The sequence below is a fragment of the Ruegeria sp. AG1 genome, assembly GCF_056541705.1.
In genome coordinates, this window is record NZ_JBQFYU010000015.1 from 47,660 (window position 1) to 72,170 (window position 24,511).

Genomic DNA, 24,511 nt, shown 5'->3' on the forward strand with positions numbered 1-24,511 from the left:
TGGAAAAGGGGGAGTGATTTGAAAATGCCCGGACGCACGCAATCGTAAACCTAGAGTTCCAACCAAAAAGTGAAAACCGGATCGTGCACCAAAGAAATAACCCTGCGATGCAAAGCCCCCAAAGGCTCAATTCGATCTTCAATGGCCGCCCAGGCCGTATCGGCCTGCGATTGATCCCTGAACTCTATAACAGCCATAAGCGTGTGGTCGCGCAGCTCGTCAGTATCGTAACCACTAGCGGGGATGCGTCTGCACAAAGGCGTCCCTTTCACGGCCAGATCTGTCTTGATCAAGTGTTCGACAAACGCGTTCCACGCCTGCTCGAACGCGTCTAGCTCGACGGTTGGTTTCAATTCGAATTGGTTCAATAGTCTGGGCATTCGTCACATACTATCCGGCAAGTATCACGAGCCGAACCTACGCAGTTCCCCTCACAAGGCAAGCGCGAGGCCACTAGATGATCCGAAACGAAAACCCAGTCATTGCAAATAGCCTGTGGTCAGCAACAGCATGCTATTCGTCAGAATGCCCGCAACTGGTTGGCGAACAGCACTCTGACGTGACCGTGATTGGAGCCGGTTTCACTGGGCTTTCGGCGGCACTTCATCTGGCCGAGCAAGGCGTCAATGTTGTTGTGATGGATGCCCAACATCCGGGCTGGGGAGCTTCTGGACGCAATGGCGGTCAAATCAATGTAGGCCTAAAGGACGAGCCGACGGGCATCAAAACCAAATTTGGTGAAATCTGGGGAACCAGAATGATCCGAATGGCTGGTGACGCCGCCGATCTTGTTTTCGACTTAATCACTCGGCACGGGATTGAGTGCGACGCAAAACGCCCAGGCTGGCTGCGTGCAGCGCATACTCACAAAACACTCAGTGAACTACACAAACTAGCTGAGGATTGGGACAACCACGGCGGGGGTATGGTACAGCTTGATCAAAACGAAATGCAGCGACTGACCGGGACCGAAGCTTACCTTGGCGGCGTTCTGGATCGCCGCGGTGGTGTTTTGCACCCGCTGAATTATGCACTTGGACTGGCCGAAGCAGGTCGCCGCAATGGCGTGCAAATCTTCGGCGAAACGCCTGCCAATCAGATTAAATCAGAGGCCGGCCGCTTTCGTGTTGAAACTCCCAAAGGATCTATCACCTCAGATAAAGTGCTAATTTGCACTAACGCCTATTCCGGAGATTTACATCCGCGCTTGGCTCAGTCAGTTTTGCCCGTTCGGTCAGTTCAGGTTGCTACCTCACCTTTGTCCGACAATATACGCCAAACAATTCTGACAGAAGGCAACGCTTTGTCAGACGCCCGACGCCTACTTCTGTACTTCAGGCAAGACGCGGAAGGTCGCTTTCTGATGGGAGGTCGCGGCACCTACAACGACAACTCCACTCTCAAACAAATCGAACGTTTGAAGCGCATCTCTGTCGAACTTTTCCCCCAATTGTCCGGAGTTCAGTGGGAATATGAATGGGGTGGCTTTGTTGCTTTGACAAAAGATCACTATCCACATCTGCATGAGCTCGCTCCAGGGATTATGACAGGTTTGGGATACAATGGGCGCGGCGTCGCCATCGCTACGGCAATGGGGCGCGTCCTCGCCAAATGGGCGACTGGAACCAAATCAGACGAGCTGGAATTTCCTGTCACCGCCCTCAGACCACTGCCTTTCTCCTTTGCGAAAGAGACTCTGGTCGAAGCAGAAATCCTACGCTTGAAACTCTTAGACAAGTTGGGCCTTTAGAAGGCCAGCAAACAGCGCCGCCTAGCGGTTTTGGGAGAAGAAGCGATAGGTCAACGCGATAGCGGCCAATGAGAGACCTGAGCCGTATCCGATCCAAACTCCGTTGGGACCGAACCCAAGCCAAAAGCCCAGCACATATCCAAGCGGCAAAGCAAAGACCCAATAGGCAATCAGGGTAATGGCGACAGGAACATGATTGTCCATCATTCCCCGAAATGCGCCTAGCATTGTCCCTTGCACACCATCTGCAATCTGCATTGCTGCAATCACAAGGAACATTGATATCGCAAGAGAAACGACCTCTGTGTCATCTGACAGGCTATTTGCCAAAGAGGCACGGCCAAACAAAATAACAGTGACGACCACGGTCATCCAACCGACGACGACCAACAGCGACGCCAACACAATCGGCTTGAGCCGTTCTGTTTCATCCGCACCAAGTGCCTGAGCGACACGTATCGAAATCGCAATCGAAACCCCTAGCGGCACCATGTAGATAACGTCGCTGACCGCAGAAACGATTTGATGGGCGGCGAGCGCAGCGGCACTGAACCAACCAAGCATAAGGCCGGCGACAGCGTAAGCGGCCCCCTCCCCTAGGTAGCCAACGGAAATAATGAACCCTTCTTTGACCTGCGCTTTGACCTCGGGCCAGTCGAAACTCGCGGACCTCAGAAGGCCTCTCTTTCTTTTCCATACTCGTATAATCACGAGCGCCATTATCAACGGCATTATCTGAGACAACAGACTTGCAATCCCGGCGCCAACAAGACCCAGACCTGGCCAGCCACCAACTCCGTGGATCAAAACATAGTTCGAAGGGATGTTGAAACCGACCGCAAGAAACGCAAGACCAACCCCAATCCAGGGACGGTTCATGGCGTCAAAAAGAGCCTTAAGCGTGTAGAAAACCGTGAAGGGCACCAAAAGAAGGCTCATCGCAATCCAATACCCGCCAATTAGACTGACCACTTCAGGCGGCTGCCCAATCCAAGAAAGAGCAGGCTCAAGGCAGATCATTGCAACAGCGCCAACTGACCCCACGACTAGGGAAACAAAAACCCCGGCGTTTGTTGCTGCTGCCAACCCTTGGTCACTTGTTTTCCCAAAAGCTTCGGCCATACGCACACCAATTGCGGACACAAAGCCGTAGAGCGCTGAATAGAAAATGATCAGCACCGAGGCCGTAATTGAGACCGCCGCCAGAGGAAGTGTGCCCAACGAGGCCACCATCACTGTGTCAACGACGCCAATCAAAGCAGCAGCAGCAAGAGAAATGACTATCGGAAAAGCAAGCCGCGCAAGGTAACGCGCCTCTTTTAAGGTGGCGCCCCAGGATGGCCGAGGCCGCTGCGATATCCGAACTCGCGTCATATTGTGGGGCCTTTCAGTCGAAATTGACTAAGCCGTATCTCCAAGTAATTCTGGAACCAAACGAACAAGGCATCCCCAGGCAGCTTGCTCCGCCTGCTTTCGGCTCAGGCCTTCCGGAGCTAGATGCAATCGTTGCCAATAGCCATCCGTCAATGTCTCCATCCATTCAGCCATTTGATCTGCTGATATAGCGTCGTCTGCTGAGAGCAGTTCATTCCAGATCAATCTCAAAGTCTCTCTTCGACGTGTCTCGAAATGCTCGGCAACTTCGTCATACTGCAGCTGAAATCGAAGCTCGCCCCAAAATGCATACCAAAGGGGCAAGACATCGGGACCACACGCATCAGAGTGGAAGTCAGCTTTTATTAAAGCCCTTATCTTTTCGGCGGGCTTGTCCCCTGCTCGTTCTAAAGAAGCTGTCCAGTGCTCTTCGTAACGCTGGTACAGGTCACGCAAAGTTTCGGTCAGAAGACCTAGCTTTGACTTGAAGTAAAACGCTGCGACACCCTGAGAAAGCTCCGCCTCAGACGCGACTGTTGCAAGCGTCGTTTTTGCCAATCCATGGGTCAATATTGAGCGGCAAGCTGCGTCCAGCAGCTGCCGGCGACGACGATCTGCGTTCTCCTTCCTCTCTTTGCGAGGACGTTTCCGCTCAGCTTCGACCAATTGTCGCTCCTCCTACGAATGCAGCCATCTACAGCGCGCAAAAAAGATGCGTCAATAGCTTGAAATTTATTTGAGCGCTCAAATAAACTTTACGAATGCGCTCCCGATCTGTAAACGGGAGAGAAGGGGATGGAGAAATTTGACGGTTGAGAACAGATACGATGTGATTGTGGCCGGCGCTGGTCACAACGGAATGACCGCCGCCGCCTATTTGGCGCGCGCTGGCATGCGTGTTTTGGTGGTCGAAAAGAACGACTGGATCGGTGGCGCGGCAGTCAGCCGGTCGCTACACGAGGGTTGGACATACTCCAACTGCTCGTACGTTTGCTCTCTTCTGCGGCGCGAGATTGCCAGGGACCTCGAGCTACCAAAATACGGACTTCAGGTTATTCCGTATGAAGGCGGCGCGAGTTTCACGCGCGATGGGGATTACTTCGCCTACTATTCCGATCACAACGCACTGAAGCGTGAGATGGCGCGTCATTCCGAAAAAGATGCCGACGCCTATCGCCGCTATTCGCAAGCCATCATGCGGCAATGCCGTTTTATACGTCCGTTTTTACTTCGGGACGCACCGGACCCCGCTTCTCTCCATCCGCGCGATCTCGGCGAACTGGCATACCTCGTAAAAAAAGCACATGGGTTGGGTAGTCGGGAGCTCGGTGAAACGCTGAAATTCTGGACAATGTCCATTGGTGACTTCCTGGATGAACACTTCGAAAACGACCTGATCAAGGCCCATTTGGCTGGCTCAGGCATTATCGGCACCGGCCTCGGGGTGTATTCTCCCGGAACAGCCTACGTTCTGCTGCACCACTACATGGGTGACATTGATGGCGGCATCGGAGCATGGGGTTTCGCGCGTGGAGGGATGGGCGCAATTTCGAATGCCATTGCAGCCTCTTTCAAGGATCACGGCGGTACCATCCACACGGGTTCGGGGATTGAGAAAATTCTCAGCAAAGACGGACGCGTTGAAGGCGTAGCTTTGGAGGACGGCAAGGTTTTTCATGCCCCTGTCGTTGCCTCCAATATGGATATCAAACGCACAATTCTGCACCATTTAGATATGGCCGAGTTGCCGGATGATTTCACCAAGGCGGTGCGAAACTTCAAAATTCGGGGGTCCTCGGCAAAGCTCAATATTGCGCTTGACCGCTTTCCAAATTTCCCTGCAGCACACGAGCACACCAGCTTCCTCAGGGGTGATTTGCATGTGTCGCAGAGCCTCTTTGAACTTGAAAAGGCCTATGATGATTGGAAAGTCGGACGCTGGTCGGAAAAGCCTTATATCGACATGCTCATCCCAAGCCAGATTGATCCGACTATGGCGCCGACAGGTGCCCACATGATGACGGTTTTCGTCCAATATGCGCCTTATGACTTAGTAGTCGACGGCGTTAGATCTGCCGAGAATTGGGACGACAAACAGCGCAACGCGCTGGCAGAAACTGTACTCGAGCAGATGTCTGTGGCGTGTCCCGACATTCGCGAGCGCGTTGTTCATATGGAAGTTCGTTCACCATTGGAAATTGAGCGCGAGGTCGGTCTGACAGAGGGCAACATTTTCCAAGGCGAACTAACTTTTGATCAGCTTTTCTTCAATCGGCCTGTCCCAGGTTGGTCGCAGTACAATTTACCTATCAAGGGGCTTTATCTGTGCGGGTCGTCCGCCCATCCTGGCGGTGGGGTTATGGGGGCCCCAGGTGCAAACGCTGCCCGCGCTATTCTCAGGAAAGAAACACGGCATGGCCGAATGAAGGGGTATGCCGCATGAGCCAATTTGATGCGATTGTCATTGGCGGCGGTGTAAACGGCCTGATCGCCGGAACACTCCTTGGTCGACGCGGCAAGAATGTCTGTATCATTGAGAAATCCGACAGGTTCGGCGGCATGGCGTCTTATTCTGTGGACGGCGGTCCGACCCTTGCACATTCGCTATATAACCTGAGCCCGCGGGCATTGAGTGACATCGGCATAGATCTTCGACACCCTGTCCTGTCCGGCAAACCCGTCTCAACGGTCTCTCTGTCTGAGGATGGGCGGCACATCGTCTTCAAGAACGACGGCGTGTATTGGCGCGACGGGACAAAACACCGGGAATCAGATGCCTGGTCTGATCTGACACGCCAATTGACTACGTATGGAGACCTTTTGCGCCAACTCGCCGAGGCTCCACCTCCTGGGGGTCAAAAAGCCATCCTCTCCCGAGGTGGGCTGAATGAGTTTTTGCGCCTAGCAAAACTGGGCATCGGCCTGAAAAAGCTGGGCAAATATGAAATGCGGCGTTTCCTGCAGGTCGTCTTATCCAATGTCCACGACATTGTCCTGGATGACCTGTCGGAAGGACCGGTGGCTGGAATGCTTGCTGCTGATGCAATCTGGGGGACAGCCACCGGTCCAAGATCTCCGGGCACTGTGTTCAATCTGATCTATCGTTTGGGTCACGGAGGGACCATCACTCGACCAGCAGGCGGTATGTCCGCGCTGACCGATTTGATGGTGGAAGCTGCGCGAAAGACGGGTTGCGTGCTGATGCCGGACACTGAAGTATCCCGCATTCTGTTGGACAACGATGCCGTCTCCGGAGTGGAAACAACCGATGGACGAACCATTGCCGCACCTAATGTGCTCAGCAACCTTGCCCCAAAACTAACAAGCCGAATGACCGGCCCCTCTGCCTTTGACATCGAAACGATGCGGCGAGTGCGAAATATACGGGCGCGTGGAACAACGGCCAAGGTCAATCTACGGCTCAAGGATAGCTCCGCCCTGCCCAGCCTGAGTGACGAATTGGCACACGAACGTCTGATCTATGCTCCTTCTGTGGAATACGTCGAAGCTGCGTTCAATCCGGCTAAGTATGGTCAAATGTCCAAAGCACCTGTGATTGAAGCTTTCAAAATGCAGACAGCCGACGGGGCAAGCTGGCTGTCAACGATAGTGCAATATGCGCCATCTGACCTTGAAGGCGGCTGGACTAAGAAGGCAAAGGAACAGCTTGCGGAAATTACAGTTGAAACTCTTAGCCGCGCCCTGCCCGGCTTGGGTGATCAAATTGCAGGTATGCAGGTCATAACACCGGATCAAATCGAAAGCGCAACCGGAGCGCCCGGCGGGCACTGGCACCATGCAGAAATGTCCTTGGACCAGCTCCTTACACTTCGGCCCGCGAACGGGATGTCCAGATACTCCATGGGGCCGAAAGGGCTGTTCCAATGCGGTGCAGCAACGCATCCCGGTGGCGATGTCATGGGCCTCGCTGGTCGCAATGCGGCCTTGGCGGCGCTGGAGGCTCAGCCATGAGCATCTTTACCGATCCAAAACTCGGTTTGATACCCGGGCCGTTTCACAAAAAACTCGAAGAGCAAAATCGCGCAAAAAATTGGTACGATTGGGCCGGCTTTGCTGCCCCGGGTTTTCTGGACAGTGTCGAGTTCGAGTACTTCGCGCTGCGAAATCAGGCATCCTTGTTCGACATCTCGCCAATGCACAAATACCGATTGACCGGGCCAGACACGACCGCGATGCTCAATCGCCTCGTGACACGGGACGTCCGAAATATCAACGTTGGTCGCGTGGGGTACGCGGTCTGGTGTGATGAAGAGGGTATGGTCATCGATGACGGGACTCTTTTCCACCTTGGCGACAACGATTGGCGCCTTTGTTGTCAGGAACAAATGCTGACATGGCTACTCGACGCTGCATGGGGTTTTGACGTTTCAGTCGTCGACGAAACTCACAGTGTTGCTGGACTTTCGTTGCAGGGGCCGACCTCATACGCAGTTTTGGAAGCCGCTGGTTTAGATGTCAGCAAGCTAAAGCCATTCGATCTCGCTCAAATTGATCATGATCTTATGATCTCGCGGACGGGTTTTACCGGTGATTTAGGTTACGAGCTCTGGTGCGACTGTGACCAGGCAGAAGCGCTTTGGGACACAATTTGGAAAGGTGGCGAACATCAGGGACTGCGCGCCATTGGATACGAAGCTGTAAACTTGGCCCGCATCGAAGCCGGTTTTCTGACCGCAGGTGTGGATTTTCAACCGGTTCATGCGACCGAACGGTTGCACCGAGGCCAAACACCATTCGAACTTGGTCTGGGTCGGCTCGTCGACTTCAACAAAGGTCATTTCAATGGCCGGCGAGAGCTGCTGTCCAAGCGAGAGAAACCAAGAAGCCTCCTCATGCGTTTCGATGTCGAAGGATTCAAACCCTCGGAAGGGTCGTTGATCTACAATCGACGCAAAAAAGAAGTTGGGCACATAACATCCGGGATTTGGTCGCCGACCGCAAAGCGCAACATCGCGTTGGCACATGTCCGTATGCCGGATGCTGGCCGGTCATCTGGCTTAAAGGCCGAGATTTACACTCTGCAAGAAGGCAAATGGCGTACCAGGATGGCGCGCCTCAATCCTGTCACCAAAGCCTTTTTCGCACCGCCCCGCGCACGAGCTACGCCACCGGCCCGCACCTAAAGGAGAAGCAGACGTGAACACCCTAGGTAATACACCAACCGACGGCGACCTTGTCGCTTGGGATCGCGACCATCACCTACATCCTTGGGCCGGAACCGACGGCTTTGGGTCCGACGAGTACATGCGAGTAAATACAGCGGATGGTATCTACCTCTGGGATGCTGCAGGGAAGCGATATATTGATGGCCCTGGCGGAATGTGGTGCACACAGATCGGATACGGGCGTCAAGAGATGGCCGATACCATTTCCCAACAGGTTATGAAGATGCCCTATGCGTCGCCGTGGTCGTTTACGACCGAACCCGCGGCGGTTTTGGCGCGAATGATCGCGGAACGTACACCAGGCGATCTGAACAAGGTGCACTTCACGACCGGTGGGTCTACGGCCGTTGACACCGCACTGCGGACCGCGCTTTTCATGAACAAACGGCTTGGCCGACCGGAGAAGAGGATCGTGATCGGTCGGGAAAAAGGCTACCACGGATCAACCTTTCTCGCCGCGACTGTCACTGGAAAAGAACGTTTCGAAACAAGCTTTGAAAAAGCTCAGGATCTGGTGCGTTTTCTGCCCGACGTGAATCCCTACCACCGGCCAGAAGGGACTAGCGTTGAAGCCTGGTGCGACGCCAAAGTTGCTGACCTTGAGAACCTGATTGCTGAGGTAGGCGCCGACCGTGTTGCCGCCTTTATCGCGGAACCGATCCTGTGTTCCGGTGGCGTGATCGTTCCACCTCCGGGTTATCACAAGCGCACGCTCGAAATTTGCAGGGCAAACGACATTCTGTACATTTCGGATGAAGTCGTAACCGGCTTTGGCAGGCTGGGCCATTGGTTCGCCTCAGATGAGGTCTTTGGCATCGTCCCTGACATTATCACATGCGCAAAAGGATTAACCTCGGGCTATCTGCCGCTAGGTGCCTGCATAATCTCGGACGCAGTAATGAAACGCATTTCAGACGCACCGGGCGACGATGTTTTCTACAACGGCTACACATACTCCGGGCACCCTGTGAGCTGCGCGGCTGCCATCAAGAATATTGAAATCATGGAGCGCGAGGACATTCTAGGACACGTTCAACGCGTCACACCGCATTTCCAGGACCGCCTAAATCAAATAAAGGAAAAGTTCCCGATAGTTGGGGATGTGCGCGGTGACGGGCTCCTCGGGTGCATAGAATGTCGCCCTCGACTGAACGTCGTGAGTTACGAAGCACATGTGAAGTTTGGACAGAAACTGGACGATGCGTGCGAGGAGATGGGACTCCTCTTGCGACCATTTGGAAACATGGCCGTGTTCTCGCCCCCTCTGATCATAACTCCGTCGCAGATAGACGAAATGTTCGACATCATGGAAGCTGGTATGGCACAAGTCAGCAAGGACTACGACGCATAACGGTCATCGCGCCCATTCAAAGTTCCAGTCAGATCAGGCTGGTTTCCGACCACGGATGTGATGCGGGCAATGCTCTCCGGTTTTCAGCACTGGCTGCATTGCGTCCCAGATCTCGATCTGATGTTCAATAAACTCCGCACCATGACGAGCTTCCCAGTCGACTCGGTTTGGCCCGGTTAATTCCTCCAGCTCAGCAGCTGATACCTGAGCATACCAAGCGTTGCGGTTGACTAACTCTACGTCTTCAAAGCCAGCCAGCTCCATTGCAGCGCGGTACTTAGAGGGCGACGCCATCTGAAACTCCAAGGCTTCCATCTTTACGTAGTGCGCCATTTCCGGTGACATCTCACCATCATGATTGGTCAGCCAGTCAGAAGCAGCGAAATAACCGCCTGGTTTGAGCACACGATAAGCTTCCGCAGCCATCGCTACTTTGTCGGTGATATGGATGATCGAGTCCTTCGAAAACACTACGTCAAAAGTACCATCTTCGAATGGCATTGGACCTGGAGTGACCTGTTTGATATCGACCTTTCTCTCCAGATCCGCCTGCCCAACTCGCTCTTTCGCAGCCGCGCAAACCGGGGCCTCTACATCAATCCCCGTAACTCTAGCGGCGCCGAACTCCCGTGCCATCAACACTGCAATGGCCCCAGATCCGCATCCGATATCAAGGATATGCTTATCTTTCAGATCAATCCCTTTAACAACACGCGCAACTTCTTCAGGGCCTCCCGGTGAAAGAAACCCCTCTCCCCAGAGCTCCTCCAGAAAGCTGATTGCCTGTTGGTCATATAGGATCTCGTCTGACATAGGTTTCCCCCGCATCTGATTGTCAGTCAGTCACTGCAGTGAAACCTTTTCTCTCATCTCAGACAAGCTTTATCGCGAAATCGCAGGTCATAGATTCAGCTATAATTGAATGATCATTCAGTCAGTAGACAGCAAGTGATTTGGCTGGTATTCGGAGAAAAGAACGCCTAAAAGGATTTTCTCGCAATGGCTGACACCCTACCGACGCATGCCCAAACCGTGATTATTGGTGGGGGGTCGATCGGCGCGAACACGGCCTATCACTTGACTAAGCTTGGCCATACCGATGTTGTCGTTCTGGAACAGGGACAACTGACATCAGGGACCACTTGGCATGCCGCCGGCCTGATAGTAGCCGGCCTTCTCAAATCCGAAGCTGAGTGCGCTATCTACACGCACGGTCGAGACCTTTATGCGAAACTAGAGAAGGAAACCGGTATATCCACAGGTTTCCGCGACGTTGGATATCTGCAGATTGCAACCAATGAAGAACGCCTGCATGAGATGCGTCGCGTCGCAGCCTTCATGCGGCGTTTTGGGATAAACAACCACGAAGTCTCAGTAAAAGAAGCGCAGGATATGTTCCCTATAGGGGACCTCTCAGACGTCGTTGGAGCGTTCCTCATTCCGGAGGACGGTCGGGCCAACCCGGTGGACGTGACAATGTCTCTGACCAAGGGAGCCAAAAACAGAGGCGCACGTTTCTTTGAAGGTGTGCGGGTTGAAGAGATTTTAGCCAGGAACGGCACTGCGACCGGGGTCCGCACTGCGAACGGTCATACTATAACAGCCGAAAACGTTGTGATCTGCGGAGGCATGTGGTCTCGCCAACTTGGTGCAAAACACGGTGTAAATCTACCGCTCCAGGCGGCTGAACACTACTACCTGATAACGGAAAGTATCCCGGGCCTACCTCGCGATCTACCCGTTCTCGAAGACCCTTCCACCTACACTTATTACCGTGAAGAAGTCGGCGGGATGATGTTAGGGCTTTTTGAGCCCGGCGCTGCGGCTTGGAAGCTCGATGGTATCCCGGATGAATGGCAATTCGGAGAGATTGAACCAGATTGGGAACGTGTTGGGCCCGACCTGGAGAAAGCCTATTCGCGCGTGCCTGACACCATGAACTACGGTGTAAAAAAACTATTCTGCGGCCCTGAGAGCTTTACGCCTGATCTTGCGCCGCTTGTTGGCCCGACGCCTGAACTGCGCAATCTCTGGGTTGCATGTGGGATGAACTCACTTGGCATCCTGAATGGCGCGGGTACGGGAATGGTTTTGGCCCATTGGATGGTGGACGGCTTGCCGCCCATCGATGTTACCGGCATCAACGTCAATCGCTTTTCCCGTGAAATGGCGACACCGGCCTTTCGACGCGACAGAACACCTGAGTTGCTGGGAAAGCTCTTTGGTCAGCACTACCACAATGAGAACTACAAAACGGCCAGGAACGTTAAGCGTTCAATGCTCTATGACCGTCTCAAAGCGGCCGGAGCCTTTTTCGGCGAAGGAAATGGTTGGGAACAACCTGATTGGTTTGCTCCGACGCCCGAAGAGGCCAAAGTCGAGAAATACAGTTGGCATCGCCAAAATTGGTTTGAATGGCACGCTGAAGAACACCGGGCAGCACGCGAGGATGTCATCGTAATGGACATGACATCAATGGCGTGTTTCAGCGTCGAAGGACCGGATGCCTGCGCCCTCCTCTCTCGCCTTTCCTGCAATGACGTTGATGTTGAACCCGGTCGCGTCGTCTACACGGCCTGGGTAAATGAACGGGGTGGGTTTGAGGCTGACCTTACGGTTACCCGGCTATCCGATCGGAAATACTGGGTCATCGTGGGAGAAAACTCGGCGGGTCATACCGAGATGCGCATGCGACGGCACGTCCTGGACAACGAGAACGTTGTTATAACAGACATCACCGCAGGGCGCTGCCAAATCAACGTTCACGGCCCAAAGTCGCGTGAACTATTGAGCAGAATATCCGGAGCTGATTTGTCGGACGAAGGTTTTCCCTTCATGACGGCGCGTGAAATCGACATCGGGTACGCCGTAGTTATGGCCTATCGCGTGACGTTTATTGGCGAACTCGGCTGGGAACTTCACGTACCGGCCACTCAGGCCATTCAGACCTACGATCTGATTATGGAAGCAGGTCGAGATCTAGGTGTTCGCAATGCTGGAATGCAAACTCTCAACTCCCTACGGCTAGAGAAGGCTTATCGTGATTTCGGAATTGACGTGGACAACACGGACAACCCAATTGAGGCCGGGCTTGGTTTTGCCGTCAAATTGGACAAACCCGGTGGCTTCATCGGCAGGGAAGCACTCGCCACGATCAAGGCGAAAGGCACGCCCAACAACCGGATGTTGCAGTTCCTGCTAAAAGACCCAGAGCCTCTCATGTACGGCAATGAGATGATTTATCTAAACGGCAAGGAAGTCGGATATATTCAAGTTGGTGGGTATGGGCACACGCTCGGTGCTGCCGTCGGTATTGGTTTTGCCGAGATTGACGAACCGTTGACCGCAAACATAGTCGCAACTGGGCATTGGCAGATCGAAATCGCAGACGAGAAATACGACGCGGCAGCCTCGTTAAAGCCGCTCTATGACCCCGGCATGCACAAAATAAAGTGCTGAAGTACCCGTTCGTTGCTTTCCCTCAGACCGGGAAGTGTTTTGGGAAAAACCGCGACAGCGAAAGCATGCAAACTTCCCTGAATTCCCGACGATCAGCCACCTTTGGATACAGCATCAAACTCAGCCAGGCCCCGTCTGACATCGCCTCTACAGCACGGGCTGTTTTTTCTGGATCAAGATCGTCGTAGCCGCCGTCGGCAATCAATTCACCACATAGGTGCAAAATTCGATCATATCTTTCGTTGTCGTATTTATTGTGAATCTTCAGATAATTCGGCCGGTATTTTGCCTGCCCCCAAAAGGCAAACCAGACAGCTAAGCGCTTGTGAGTGCAGATGCTCTTGTCAAAGTCCGCTTGAATAATCGCAGCCAGCCGATGTGCGGCTTTAGGTTCCGCAGCCTCATAGTATTTGAGCCAATTTTCATAGTGTTCTTGTGCAAGGAAACCCAGCGCGGCGTCATACAAAGCTTCCTTACTGTCGAAGTGATAATTCACCACGCCATGGGACAGATTGGCTGTTTCTGTCACGTGTTTAAGCGTCGTGTCAGAAAACCCGCGTTTCGAGATCGAGTCTATGGCGGCCATGATCAACTGTAAGCGACGAACTTCGGGAGGTTCGGTGCGTCGTTTTTTCTGAAGCTCATGCGTCTCCAATTTAACTCTCCTCTCGTTCAGCCATTTGCCTGTCCAACAAATCCGCTCTCTGTTGCCGGAACATAATTATTGCTGCGATAGCGACACAGATAGCGATCACAAGAATCATGATGGTTGCTAGCGCGTTGATGTCCGGCCTGAGGCCCAGTCGAATGCGCGAAAAGATCAAAATTGGCAAGGTATTTGCGCCTGGGCCGGTAACAAAACTTGCTATGACCAAGTCATCGAGAGACAGCGTGAAGGCCAGCAACCATCCTGAAATTAGTGCCGGCGTCAGCTGTGGGATCGTTATGGCAGTCAGAACTTTGAACGGTTTTGCGCCAAGATCGGCGGCGGCTTCTTCCAGTGTTTGCCCCACACCGGTTAAGCGTGCCTGAATTGTTACCGCCACATAGGCCATGGAAAAGGTAATATGCGCGATCGTAATCGTCGCAAAACCGCGCTCAGCAGGCCATCCGATCAGCTGGTTCAGCGAGATGAAGAAAACCAGCAAGGACAATCCGGTTATCACCTCGGGCATCACCAAGGGCGCGACCAACATGCCACCAAACAAGGTCCGCCCCTTGAACCGTCCAAAGCGCACCATAGCCAGACCTGCCAAGGTGCCAAGCGCCGTGGCAAAAGTAGCGTTGACAACGGCAATCTGAAGACTGAGTGAAACAGCGCTCCAGACTTCCGCAGATTGAAAAAGCTCTTTGTACCAGCGCAACGACCATCCACCCCAAACCGGTACCAGCTTGGAGTAGTTGAATGAGTAAATAACCAACAGGATCATTGGGATGTAAAAGAATGCCAGTCCCAAGGTCAGCATGATGGTTAAGAAACGGGAGCGTTTGGCGTACATCTATTGCTCCTCCGCTGCTTTGCCTTGGTAGTGCTGGAAAACCATGATTGGCAGCACCAGTATGAACAGCAGAACAATCGCAACTGCGGCGGCCACTGGCCAATCGCTGTTTCTAGAGAACTCATTGTAGAGAACCCGCCCAATCATCTGCACGTTGCCGCCACCTAACAGATCGGGGATAACGTACTCGCCGGTCGCAGGGATAAAGACCAGCAGTGAACCAGCGACAATTCCAGGCATCGTCAGAGGCAATGTGATTTTGAAGAAAGTGTTCGTTGGTTTGGAACCAAGGTCGGCGGCCGCCTCGTTCAGGCTGTTGTCCAGCTTCTCCATATTCGCGTACAGCGGCAGGATCATGAACGGCATATAGGTGTAGACGATCCCGATATAGACGGCGAATTCCGTGTAAAGCATGCGGATCGGCTCATCGATCACCCCCAGCGCTATCAGAAGGTTGTTGATCGTGCCTTGATCCGCAAGCAGGCCCATCCACGAATAGACCCGCAACAAGAAAGACGTCCAAAACGGAAGAATGATTGCAAACAACAAGAGCGGCTTCGCGACCGGCCCCGATCGTACAATTGCATAGGCAATAGGGTAGCCAAACAAGAGGCACAAGAACGTACACGTCACTGAAATCTTGAGTGAATTTACGTAAGTGTCAAAGTACAGGCTGTCTTCCCAGATGTAGACAAAATTGTCGAAGACCAGGCGGATTGTCATGATCCCGTCACCTGTCCACTCAATTAAACTTGTGAATGGCGGGCTAGCAATCGCCAGTTCAGCTAAGCTTATCTTTGCGACAATGAAGAACGGTGCCAGAAAGAATACAAGCAACCAGAAGAACGGTATGACGGTGACGATCTGACGCCATCTGCTATGGATACGCCGCATCACTAAACGGATCATGGGTTGTCGTTCAACCTGCGGCGGTTCGAACATATCCTCGGTGAAATCCGTCATGAGTGGAGCAACATGGCGCTAGACGGATCCCAGCTGACATTTACCTTGTCTTCCCAGGTTAATCGCTGCGCAGCATGCGTCGGACGTGACTGGTTGGGCTGAGTGACGTCGAAGATTTCGCCATTTGGAAGCCTTACCTTGTAGATCGATGTCTCTCCCAAATACCCAACATCGTCGATAACGGCCGCTGTCTGGTTCGCGCCCTCAGCAATTGTATCAGATTTCTCAAGTCGAATTTTCTCGGGCCTCAGCGCAACCCAAATCTTGCTGCCAGCCTTAACAGAATGACCGTGATCAATATAAACTTCGCAGAACTCGGTTTCGACCCGAACATGGTCGACCCCATCCTCGGTCACCCTGCCCTCAAAAATATTTGCTGATCCGATAAAGTCAGCCACAAAGCGGGATTCTGGAAACTCGTAGATCTCTGTCGGAGTTCCAATCTGTTTGAAGCGACCCGCGTCCATAACGGCCATTCGCGAAGACAGGGTCATTGCTTCTTCCTGATCGTGAGTCACGACGATGAACGTGACGCCGACCTTGTCCTGAATGTTGGCAAGCTCAAACTGCGTTTGCTTACGCAGTTTTTTGTCCAGAGCAGCCAAAGGTTCATCCAAGAGCAGCAACTTGGGACGTTTGACCAAGGCCCGCGCCAATGCAACACGCTGGCGTTGCCCACCGGACAATTGTTTAGGTTTTCTCTTTTTAAAATCTTCCAACTCAACAAGCTTGAGGATGTCGTGAACTCTGTCCGCAATGTCTAGCTTGGGGACATGGTCTTGCTCCAACCCGAAAGCCACGTTTTTTTCGACGGTCATATGCGGAAACAGCGCATAGCTTTGGAACATCATATTGGTCGGACGTTCGTAAGCTGGCACATCGGCCATATCGACTCCGTCGATAGTGATTGTACCACTGTTCAAATCCTCAAACCCAGCAAGCATTCGAAGTAGTGTCGACTTTCCACATCCAGATCCGCCTAAAAGGCAGAATAACTCTCCTTTGTAGATATCCAGATCAACGTTATCGACAGCAGTCACTGCACCGTATTTTTTGGTTACGCCTCTGATTTTGACCAGAGGTTCCTGTTCTTTTTGATCGAGCCATGGTTCTGGGCTGACAGCCGTGGAAACAGTCAATTTGGGCCTCTTAGTCTGCCAGTCGGGATCTGGGGATGCAGTAGCGAACCGGTCTGGTCCGCTACTTCATTTGCCAGTGTGAGTGGATTTAGTTTCCGGCCTTAAAGTCAGTCCAGGTACGTGTCTGCAAGCGCTCGACCTTGGGAGGAAGAACGGCAGTCGTGTACATCTTGGCAACCTGATCCGATGTTGGGAACGCGGCTGGGCTGGAGGTTACAGCCTCATCAACCATGGGCTTGGCCGTCAGGTTGGCGGTCGCATACCAGGTGAAGTTACTATCATTGGCCGCAACCTCGGGGCGCATCATATAGTTCAGGAAAAGATGAGCGTCTTCTTTGTTCGCGGCGTCTTCCGGGATCAGCCAACCATCAATCCACAGCTGCGCTGTACGATCACCTTCGGGCAGGAAGAAGTCTAGCACTACACCAGTGTCGGCTTCCGCTGCGCCAGACATGGCAAGGAGACCGTCAGGGCCCCATGTGGTTGAGACACAGAACTCTTTCTGAGGCATCCGTTGATAAGCATAGTTATCGAAGGTTTTGATGTATGGCCTGATTTCCGCCAACATCTCCCCAACCTTCTCATAGTCTTCCTTGTTTGTGGAGTTCGCATCCAGGCCCATATGCGCTAAAGCCATCGGAATGATGTCGCCCGGGGAATCCAGGAATGAAACTCCACACTTGGACAGCTCTTTCATGTGAACAGGATCGAAAACCATATCCATCGAGCCTATGGGGGCATCTGGATACGTCTCTTTCACCAATTCTTCGTTGTATGTGACGCCGTGCGTTCCCCACATATAAGGAATGAAGTGTTGGTTGCCTGGATCCCATTCACTTGACAACTGCTCCATGATTGCCGGGTCGATGTGCTTGATATTGTCCAGCTTCGACATATCCAACGGTGCAACAATTCCCGCCTTAATCAGACGAGCCGTATCACTGCCGGCATGACTAACCACATCATATCCGCTGTTTCCCGCGAGTAGCTTGGCATCAATTGCTTCGGCAGAGTCATACGGATCATAGATCACCTTGATACCGTATTCTTTTTCGAAGTTCTCGATTGTGTCTTCAGCGATGTATTCTCCCCAATTCGTAACCTTCAACACACGCTCTTGCGCGTAAGCCGATCCCGAAACTGCAGTAGTAGTTGCTGCTATAACTGTAATTCCGGCGATTTTCCTGATTGAGTTCATAACTTCGCTTCCTCTCCCTGAGTGGTGGCTGAATTTGTCTTGCCTTGTTTGCTAGTCTGTCTTCTCGAATGATCGCGCCTGCGTTGCGGGCGCGATCACCAAGCACCCCATTCCCCCAAGTCGCTATGTTTTTATCTGATTGGTCATTCAGAACGGTAGTCCGCTGAAATCTGCACTGTCAAGCTTGGCTGAATGAATTTTGATCATATCTCTACGTATCACTGGTTTTGCACCTGATTTGAGCAGGTAAATCGAAAACCATCGACCAAGGAAACCTCACAGGCGTGACTAGCAGCACATTTCTGAATGATCATTCAGTCAGAAAAAGTTGACGAGCAAGTCAATTTAAGCGACACCTACACTCAGTCGAAGAGTGGCGGATCCAGCAAGGCCAAATTTTCACTCCTGGATACTGTCCCCATCTGAGACCCAAACTGACCAAACCAAAACTATGCGGGTTGTTCCGATGCGCGACGAAGTAAGAAACACAGAAATTCCTACCAATTGGGACCGTCGCGGGTTGCCCGGTTGGTGCTATCACAGCAATGCCCTTCTTGAACTTGAGAAGAGCGAACTTTTCAAAACGCATTGGCAAATCGCGTGCCATGTTTCGGATGTTCCGGAACCCGGTAATTTTCTATGTTTTGACATGTGCGGTGAGCGCGCCCTGATCTTGAAGGACAGCAACTCGGACATCCGCGCGTTTCTAAACGTTTGTCGTCACCGCGGTTCTCGGCTGGTCTCGAAAGAGCAAGGAAAATGTGCAAACGCTCTAGTCTGCCCATTTCACGGCTGGGTTTACAATCTTGATGGAACGCTACGCGGCGCCGCCCGTCCGGAGTCGTTCCCCGATCTAGACAAGCACGAGTTTGGCCTGAAAGAGATTGAAATGGAAATCTGGCAGGGTTTTGTCTTCGTCCGATTCAAACCTGGACCCCAGCCATCAGTAGCCGAACTGCTAGCCCCGATTGAACAGGAAGTCTCTGCCTACAAAATGGCCGAACATGTCCCGACGGACGGAATCTGGACCGAGGAGACTCCTGTAAACTGGAAATCGATCAGAGATGTCGACAACGAAGGGTATCATGTCCCGCTCGCGCACCCTGCCCTTCAGGATCTGTATGGCTCGACCTATTCAGACGAACCATATGTCGATGGTATCTCACGTTCTGACGGAAAATTCACTCCGACAAAGGGCCGGAGGTGGGCCGTTCGCAACTACAAGAAATTCACTAAACCACAGCCTCACCTGCCAGAACACTTGCACAAAACTTGGCTTTACTACGGCATTTTTCCAAATGCGGTCATAGCCGTCACACCTGAGACGACCCTCTTTTATCAAGAGTTTCCGATCACGACGGATAAATCCATTCTACGGAGCGCGACATACCGAAACCCGAACGAAGACCGCCAACAAAGAGCGGCACGCTACCTTGCCGCCCGGATTGATCGAGAGACAGTGGAAGAAGATATTCAGCTCACGATATGGTCCAACGAAGCCATGGCTTCGGAGGCGTTTGAAGGCTTCTATCTTTCTGATCTCGAGTACGGCGTGCGCTCTCATCATGACCATCTCAGGAACATTCTGCCAATCTACAACTCTGAATCAGCGCCTGGAGAAGATGAAGTTGCCGCGTTGAATGATGCGATGTCCGCTGAGCCGAAATCGTGACTAAAGGTATATTCAAAGTGGAGGAAGCAGAAGCTCAAACGCAGTTCCTGGTAACAGCCATCGGAAAACCTGGCTCTGGCGCCACAAGATATGCTGCCGCGATGTATTTTTTTAAGAGCGGCGAGCTTTCTGCCGAGATGCTGGAAATCTACCGAAGATGCAGCAAGCTTGACACGGAAGATCCGCTCGATCTGGCTGGATACGAGGGCGTTTCAATTCCAGAATTCGTTTGCAATCTAAACTCAAGAACCAATCAATGACTGCTTCCGCGCAAACGACAAAATCCTTGGATAACTCAAATCCTTGTAAATTCTCAAAATGTAAGGAAAGCGCAAACCCACTCCGAAAACCATCTCTCATGCCAATCTCATTTCTGGAGCGAAAGCATTGAAAGTTCACGACTTTGACGTCGTTGTCGTTGGCGCCGGAGCAGCAGGAATTGCAGCTACTCACGCTCTCAAATCCGCGGGACTCTCAGTAGTCTGCATCGAGGCATCCAACCGCGTCGGGGGGCGCACACACACGGACACGGAAATCTTTGGCGTCCCGTTCGACATGGGTGCGCACTGGATGCACACCGAACATGCAAACGCTCTGAAAGCTCCGGGTCTAGCACTTGGTCTTGATCTCTATGCGGCTCCGGACAACGCGGTGACGTATGGCTTGGAGGATGACGCTGTTCTGTGGGACGAGGTCGACGAGCTTCATAGCGCGATAAAAGAAGCGGCGCGCATCGATGCAGAAATTGAAGCAAGTACCGGAATTGTAACAGACCGGTCCTTGGCGGACATTTGGCAGAACAAAGGGCATTGGTCGTTCACGGCAGCGATGACATTTGCCTTGTCGATTGCCAGAGATTTGCCGGATACATCTCTGCGAGACATCAGTGCTTGGGAGGGCGGAGACGATTGGTTTTGCCGCGAAGGCTTCGGACACCTAATTGAATGCACCGCACAAGGGCTGCCAATTAAATTGGCCACTCCGGTCACAGAAATAAAATCTCTCACTGAAGGCGTTCTTATAACCACGGCTACTGGGAAGATCACAGCTCGCACCGCAATCGTAACAGTTTCCGTCGGCGTCCTAGCCGAAGACATCATCCACTTTGATCCCCCGCTAGAATCCGATCGACGCGCGGCGCTCGAGCTTATCACCATGGGGGATTACAATCACGCAGGCCTCCTTTTCCGTCCCGGAGCTTTGCCAGTGCAACCCGATACTTGGCTAACATACCACTTAGAACCCGACGCCAAAGGGGTAGCCCGTGGGGGTGGTTTTCTTTGCGACATCTCAAACACCGGTCTAACTAGCTTTGAAAGTTCTGGCAGCTTTTCCAAAGAGTTGCAGGATGTCGGACCTGAGAGCGCCATCGAACATGCGCTCGAAACACTGGTTGGCTTCTTCGGCACAACAGTCAGAAAAGCCTTCATCAAAGGCCACGCCACCGCTTGGCGAAATGAACCTTACGTGCGTGGTTCTTACGCTGGAGCCAGACCAGGAGGCCACGACAAACGCGCTGTCTTGCGCCAGTCTCATGCTGAGCGGGTGCACTTCGCCGGTGAAGCGACGCACCCTAGCCAACAATGCTCGGTCAGCGGAGCCCACCTAGAAGGAGTACGGGCCGCGGAAGATGTGTTGGCGCAGCTACGCTGAACACTTGGCGATCAACTTGCTCCAGAAAGTGGAAAAATCATAGAATTTCGAATGAACCTATCACTATAAGTTGCAAGTCCAAGTTCATCTTTCGCGTGCTCAGCGGCCAATTCAGGGTAAGCTAGCTGCCCTTTGGCCGGGCCACCTGATGCGGCTGTGCGGCCCTTCAGAGGAGACATTCGCCACGAGCGCTATATCCAATTCAACTCGAACTCTTGGATTGCGGGACTTTTGCCTGTCGTCGTATTGAGAACAGACACGCATTTGGCGACATCTCTAAATGAAACGATGACCTCTGATGAACCCATACCTCAATCTCCGGATCGCACCCTTGTTGGCGTTGCGCTGATGCTGGGGTTTTGCCTAACCGCTCCTTTGCTGGATGTGTCTGCGAAACTCGCGTCGACCAGTGTGCCGGTTGGGCAGATTACGGCTGCGCGGTTTGTGGTGCAATGCGCGCTAATGGCGCCCTTCATCTGGATAATGGGACTGTCGTTGCGCGTGGCGAAAGGTCAGGTGATGGTGCTGGTTTTCCGCTCATTGCTGTTGGTGTTCGCAACATTTTGCTTCATTGCCGCGATCCGGGTGATGCCCCTTGCCGATGCGCTGGCAATCGTGTTCGTTGCTCCTTTCATCGTATTGTTGGTCGGCAAGTTCTATTTTGGTGAAGATGTCGGCCCGCGTCGCGTTGGCGCGGCGCTTGTGGGGTTTGTCGGGGTGTTGTTCGTTATCCAACCCAGTTTCGCAGCTTTCGGCGCGGTTGCCGTTATTCCGCTTGGCACAGCAGTTGCCTTCGCTTTCTACATTCTTTTGACCCGGGGGTTGTCGCGTCGGGTGCACCCTGTGACCCTGCAATTCCACACCGGCCTGATCGCCAGCCTGCTTTGCATTCCTGCTCTATTTTTTGCGCAAGATTCCGGCTCTGATTTGTTTGATCCCGTTTGGCCGACAGACATCGCGTTGTTGTGGCTTTTGGGCGCTGGCTTTTTCGCGACGGTGAGCCACATGATGATGACCTATGCGCTGTCTTTTGCGCCTTCCGTCACGCTGGCACCGCTGCAGTATTTTGAGCTGCCGGTCGCGACCTTGTTCGGCTATCTTGTCTTCAATGACTTCCCGAACACGCTTAGTCTGCTTGGCATTGCCATCATCATCGGTGCGGGGCTGTATATGATACATCGTGAAAGGGTGGCGGCCAGACAGTTGGTCGCCGTGCGTGCCGTGCCTCCAATCTAAGGCTACACGCCCGGCCCTAAGCTGCTGTTGGCTGCCTGTTGGTGATGCTGCGACGCATCCCTTCGAAGCTGCCATTCGCTAAGGGAGCGAAAACTTTAACGCTAAGCACCCACATACTTCAGTGTTATAGCAAATTGACATTATCTCACGTGCTTCGATGAAAGTAGCTAACCAACAAAAAGTTGCTGTCAGACGAATTCGAACCAGTCTCATTTTGCCGCGGAAATCGCGAACCTATCCGGAACAAAGTTGACGCCACTCGGCGAGAGCAGCGGCGCGTGTCAGCTTGAAGGAGTCTCTGCTGGTGAGCGATCTTTCCTGGTTGAAGTGGTTGTAGACAGATGAGTGGACGGCGGCGAATTTCTGTAGACTTCGCATGCGCCTGAAACGCTGCATCGCGCGTTCGCGTCGTCGGAAAGGAAGGTGTGAATTCTCGACGCGGTTGTTGAGCCACCTGCCCGTTTGTTGTTTTTCGAGAGCACCCAAATCTCTGAGCGCCGCCTTGTACGATGCGAAACGGTCTGTGACGATCTCTTCGGCGCAACCGTGCCGCTTCACCAATTTCCTGAGGAATTTAAGTGCTGCAGCCTTGTTTCGGCGTTTGGTGACAACAGCTTCCAGCACCTCGCCTTCGTGATCAACAGCCCGCCAAAGATAATGCCGCTTGCCATTCACGTTCACGAAAACCTCATCCACGTGCCACTTAAATTTTGAGAATGCGCGCAGCTGCTGAACACGCTTCTGTCTGATCTCAGCAGCAAACATCGGGCCAAACCTGTTCCACCAATATCGGACGGTTTCGTGGCTCACGTCGATGCCTCGCTCGTGCAACAGATCTTCGACATTTCGAAGCGAGAGCGGGAAACGGATGTACAGCATCACCGCAAGGCGGATGACCTCGGGACTGGTTTTGAAGTACTTGAAAGAGGCAGGTTTGGTCATGGGCAAAAGCTACGCAACCGTCCTGCCTGCCTCAAGACAAGTTCTTCTGACAAGACCTTGGTGATAGGCAAAAGCTACGCAACACCCCTGCCCGCCTCAAGCAAAGTTCTTCTGACAAAACCTAATGAACGTCTACGACTCCAAAGCGGTAACGTGTACCATCGAGTTCGAATCCTAGTTCATATCGGGCTGCAACTGTTGAGATATCAACAAGCTCAAAAGCGCCTTCGATGAGCGTGAGAAAGTCTCCCGGCAGTCTTTTTGAACCTATTTCAAGTGAAAACCGATACAAAGCCCCCCCACCAACACTCTCCACGCTGGATACCTCCAGACTTCCGAATTTAAGAATCCCGTTTTCCACAACCACAGAGACTCTCTTTCTCAGAAGCCGCGCGTTTTCGTAGACTAGGACCTCAACTTCCTCAATCGCCAAGACAATGGGCAAAATTCTTAGGGCAGGTGGCCGGTTTTGTTCCAGCGCAATCTCGCTTTCCTTCACTTTCTGGTATGCCGAATTTGCCGATAGTTTTTTGTTTTCCTCACATGTGCTGTCGTTTATGAGCGCCATCAAAAGCTCAAGACTTCTTGGTTTCAATTCTCGAAACTCGCTGTCTCCTTTCGCGCTGGAAATCCCTCGAGAATCCAGCAGGATGTCAATGCAATCAGAAACCATTGCAGTTAATTGAACCAATAATTCAGCGACCTGCTCCTCTACATCAGGTATCGTGGGAGCCCCAATCTCCGTTGCGTAGTGATTTTTTTCGTTAATTTCTCCGGGCTTCGGTGAGGCACGCACAACTGAGATGTCTAGCTTTTCAAGAGCCAAAGACTTTCGGATGCTCTGAAATATCCGTTCACCTTCCAGCCGCTTTCTTTCTAACGCGCTGATTCTAAAAAGTATTTCTTCCATCGCCGACCCAAAGACACAGTTTTAGTTCGCGCAATCGTTTTATCTGAGTTCTTCCAAATGACAACGTTGCACTCAAAACATGAAGTCAATTTAGCCTGAAGGAACGGCATCGGGTATGTCCAATTTGTGCCGAAAAATTGACTGCTAGCGCGGATTGAAAAATCACAAAATTCGGGAAC

Annotated in this window: 21 protein-coding genes; 10 read left to right on the forward strand and 11 right to left on the reverse strand. The window is 52.6% G+C overall.

Annotation, left to right across the window (positions count from 1 at the left end; genetic code table 11):
- Positions 1-50 precede the first annotated feature (50 nt).
- Entirely contained in the window at positions 51-380 is a 330-nt protein-coding gene (locus ACR0B5_RS20315; RefSeq protein ID WP_170758864.1) for a DUF6614 family protein, read from the reverse strand.
- 77 nt (positions 381-457) lie between these two features.
- On the opposite strand from ACR0B5_RS20315, the gene ACR0B5_RS20320 reads away from it, so the two are divergent.
- On the forward strand, positions 458-1,750 hold the full coding sequence (locus tag ACR0B5_RS20320) for an NAD(P)/FAD-dependent oxidoreductase (RefSeq protein WP_480542967.1): 1,293 nt from the start codon (positions 458-460) through the stop codon (positions 1,748-1,750).
- Positions 1,751-1,771: 21 nt separating this feature from the next.
- Here the strand turns inward: ACR0B5_RS20320 and ACR0B5_RS20325 are convergent, their stop codons facing one another.
- Together ACR0B5_RS20325 and ACR0B5_RS20330 are read right to left on the reverse strand one after the other, a co-directional pair.
- Positions 1,772-3,124 (reverse strand): MATE family efflux transporter, encoded by a 1,353-nt coding sequence (locus ACR0B5_RS20325; RefSeq protein ID WP_480542969.1) that lies wholly within the window; start codon positions 3,122-3,124, stop codon positions 1,772-1,774.
- A 27-nt stretch (positions 3,125-3,151) separates the two neighbouring features.
- Positions 3,152-3,790 carry a TetR family transcriptional regulator C-terminal domain-containing protein gene (locus ACR0B5_RS20330; protein WP_480542971.1) on the reverse strand — a complete coding sequence of 213 codons (639 nt, stop codon included), beginning with the start codon at positions 3,788-3,790 and terminating at the stop codon, positions 3,152-3,154.
- A 139-nt stretch (positions 3,791-3,929) separates the two neighbouring features.
- On the opposite strand from ACR0B5_RS20330, the gene ACR0B5_RS20335 reads away from it, so the two are divergent.
- The 4 genes from ACR0B5_RS20335 to ACR0B5_RS20350 are packed head-to-tail and all read left to right on the forward strand — an operon-like array spanning position 3,930 to position 9,661.
- Complete coding sequence (locus ACR0B5_RS20335; protein ID WP_480542973.1) at positions 3,930-5,567, forward strand: phytoene desaturase family protein; 1,638 nt, start codon at positions 3,930-3,932, stop codon at positions 5,565-5,567.
- Positions 5,564-7,096, forward strand: coding sequence for a phytoene desaturase family protein (locus ACR0B5_RS20340; RefSeq protein WP_480542975.1), 1,533 nt, complete (start codon positions 5,564-5,566; stop codon positions 7,094-7,096). The genes ACR0B5_RS20335 and ACR0B5_RS20340 overlap by 4 nt, the downstream gene beginning before the upstream one ends.
- Complete coding sequence (locus ACR0B5_RS20345) at positions 7,093-8,268, forward strand: aminomethyl transferase family protein (RefSeq protein ID WP_480542977.1); 1,176 nt, start codon at positions 7,093-7,095, stop codon at positions 8,266-8,268. Before ACR0B5_RS20340 ends, ACR0B5_RS20345 begins: the two co-directional genes overlap by 4 nt.
- Before the next feature lie 13 nt (positions 8,269-8,281).
- Positions 8,282-9,661, forward strand: a complete 1,380-nt coding sequence (locus ACR0B5_RS20350; protein ID WP_480542979.1) for an aminotransferase — start codon at positions 8,282-8,284, stop codon at positions 9,659-9,661.
- Positions 9,662-9,694: 33 nt separating this feature from the next.
- Here the strand turns inward: ACR0B5_RS20350 and ACR0B5_RS20355 are convergent, their stop codons facing one another.
- Positions 9,695-10,474, reverse strand: a complete 780-nt coding sequence (locus ACR0B5_RS20355) for a class I SAM-dependent methyltransferase (protein ID WP_170664933.1) — start codon at positions 10,472-10,474, stop codon at positions 9,695-9,697.
- A 186-nt stretch (positions 10,475-10,660) separates the two neighbouring features.
- Between ACR0B5_RS20355 and ACR0B5_RS20360 the strand changes: the two genes are divergently transcribed.
- Positions 10,661-13,120, forward strand: coding sequence for a GcvT family protein (locus ACR0B5_RS20360; protein ID WP_480542981.1), 2,460 nt, complete (start codon positions 10,661-10,663; stop codon positions 13,118-13,120).
- 22 nt (positions 13,121-13,142) lie between these two features.
- Here ACR0B5_RS20360 and ACR0B5_RS20365 read toward each other — a convergent pair whose 3' ends face one another.
- The 5 genes from ACR0B5_RS20365 to ACR0B5_RS20385 form a co-directional block, all read right to left on the reverse strand.
- Positions 13,143-13,775, reverse strand: a complete 633-nt coding sequence (locus tag ACR0B5_RS20365; RefSeq protein WP_170658900.1) for a TetR/AcrR family transcriptional regulator — start codon at positions 13,773-13,775, stop codon at positions 13,143-13,145.
- A gap of 1 nt (position 13,776) precedes the next feature.
- On the reverse strand, positions 13,777-14,619 hold the full coding sequence (locus ACR0B5_RS20370; protein ID WP_170352665.1) for an ABC transporter permease subunit: 843 nt from the start codon (positions 14,617-14,619) through the stop codon (positions 13,777-13,779).
- Positions 14,620-15,513, reverse strand: coding sequence for an ABC transporter permease subunit (locus ACR0B5_RS20375; protein ID WP_216599185.1), 894 nt, complete (start codon positions 15,511-15,513; stop codon positions 14,620-14,622).
- Between the two features lie 65 nt (positions 15,514-15,578).
- A complete protein-coding gene (locus ACR0B5_RS20380) occupies positions 15,579-16,721 on the reverse strand; it encodes an ABC transporter ATP-binding protein (protein WP_480542983.1) in 1,143 nt (380 codons plus the stop codon).
- Between the two features lie 88 nt (positions 16,722-16,809).
- Positions 16,810-17,919 carry an extracellular solute-binding protein gene (locus ACR0B5_RS20385; protein WP_170352662.1) on the reverse strand — a complete coding sequence of 370 codons (1,110 nt, stop codon included), beginning with the start codon at positions 17,917-17,919 and terminating at the stop codon, positions 16,810-16,812.
- A gap of 466 nt (positions 17,920-18,385) precedes the next feature.
- On the opposite strand from ACR0B5_RS20385, the gene ACR0B5_RS20390 reads away from it, so the two are divergent.
- From ACR0B5_RS20390 to ACR0B5_RS20405, 4 genes are all read left to right on the forward strand, one after another.
- Positions 18,386-19,591, forward strand: a complete 1,206-nt coding sequence (locus ACR0B5_RS20390; RefSeq protein WP_170352661.1) for an aromatic ring-hydroxylating oxygenase subunit alpha — start codon at positions 18,386-18,388, stop codon at positions 19,589-19,591.
- The gene (locus ACR0B5_RS20395; protein ID WP_256367988.1) at positions 19,588-19,851 is read left to right on the forward strand and encodes a hypothetical protein; all 264 of its coding nucleotides are present in this window, start codon (positions 19,588-19,590) and stop codon (positions 19,849-19,851) included. The genes ACR0B5_RS20390 and ACR0B5_RS20395 overlap by 4 nt, the downstream gene beginning before the upstream one ends.
- A gap of 127 nt (positions 19,852-19,978) precedes the next feature.
- Positions 19,979-21,244: a flavin monoamine oxidase family protein gene (locus ACR0B5_RS20400; RefSeq protein ID WP_480542986.1), complete on the forward strand. Its 1,266-nt coding sequence runs from the start codon at positions 19,979-19,981 to the stop codon at positions 21,242-21,244.
- A gap of 288 nt (positions 21,245-21,532) precedes the next feature.
- Entirely contained in the window at positions 21,533-22,480 is a 948-nt protein-coding gene (locus ACR0B5_RS20405) for a DMT family transporter (RefSeq protein ID WP_480542988.1), read from the forward strand.
- Between the two features lie 234 nt (positions 22,481-22,714).
- On the opposite strand, the gene ACR0B5_RS20410 is transcribed toward ACR0B5_RS20405, so the two are convergent.
- Together ACR0B5_RS20410 and ACR0B5_RS20415 are read right to left on the reverse strand one after the other, a co-directional pair.
- Positions 22,715-23,422: an IS6 family transposase gene (locus ACR0B5_RS20410; protein WP_480542990.1), complete on the reverse strand. Its 708-nt coding sequence runs from the start codon at positions 23,420-23,422 to the stop codon at positions 22,715-22,717.
- Positions 23,423-23,543: 121 nt separating this feature from the next.
- A complete protein-coding gene (locus ACR0B5_RS20415) occupies positions 23,544-24,332 on the reverse strand; it encodes a hypothetical protein (protein WP_480542992.1) in 789 nt (262 codons plus the stop codon).
- Between the last annotated feature and the right edge of the window lie 179 nt (positions 24,333-24,511).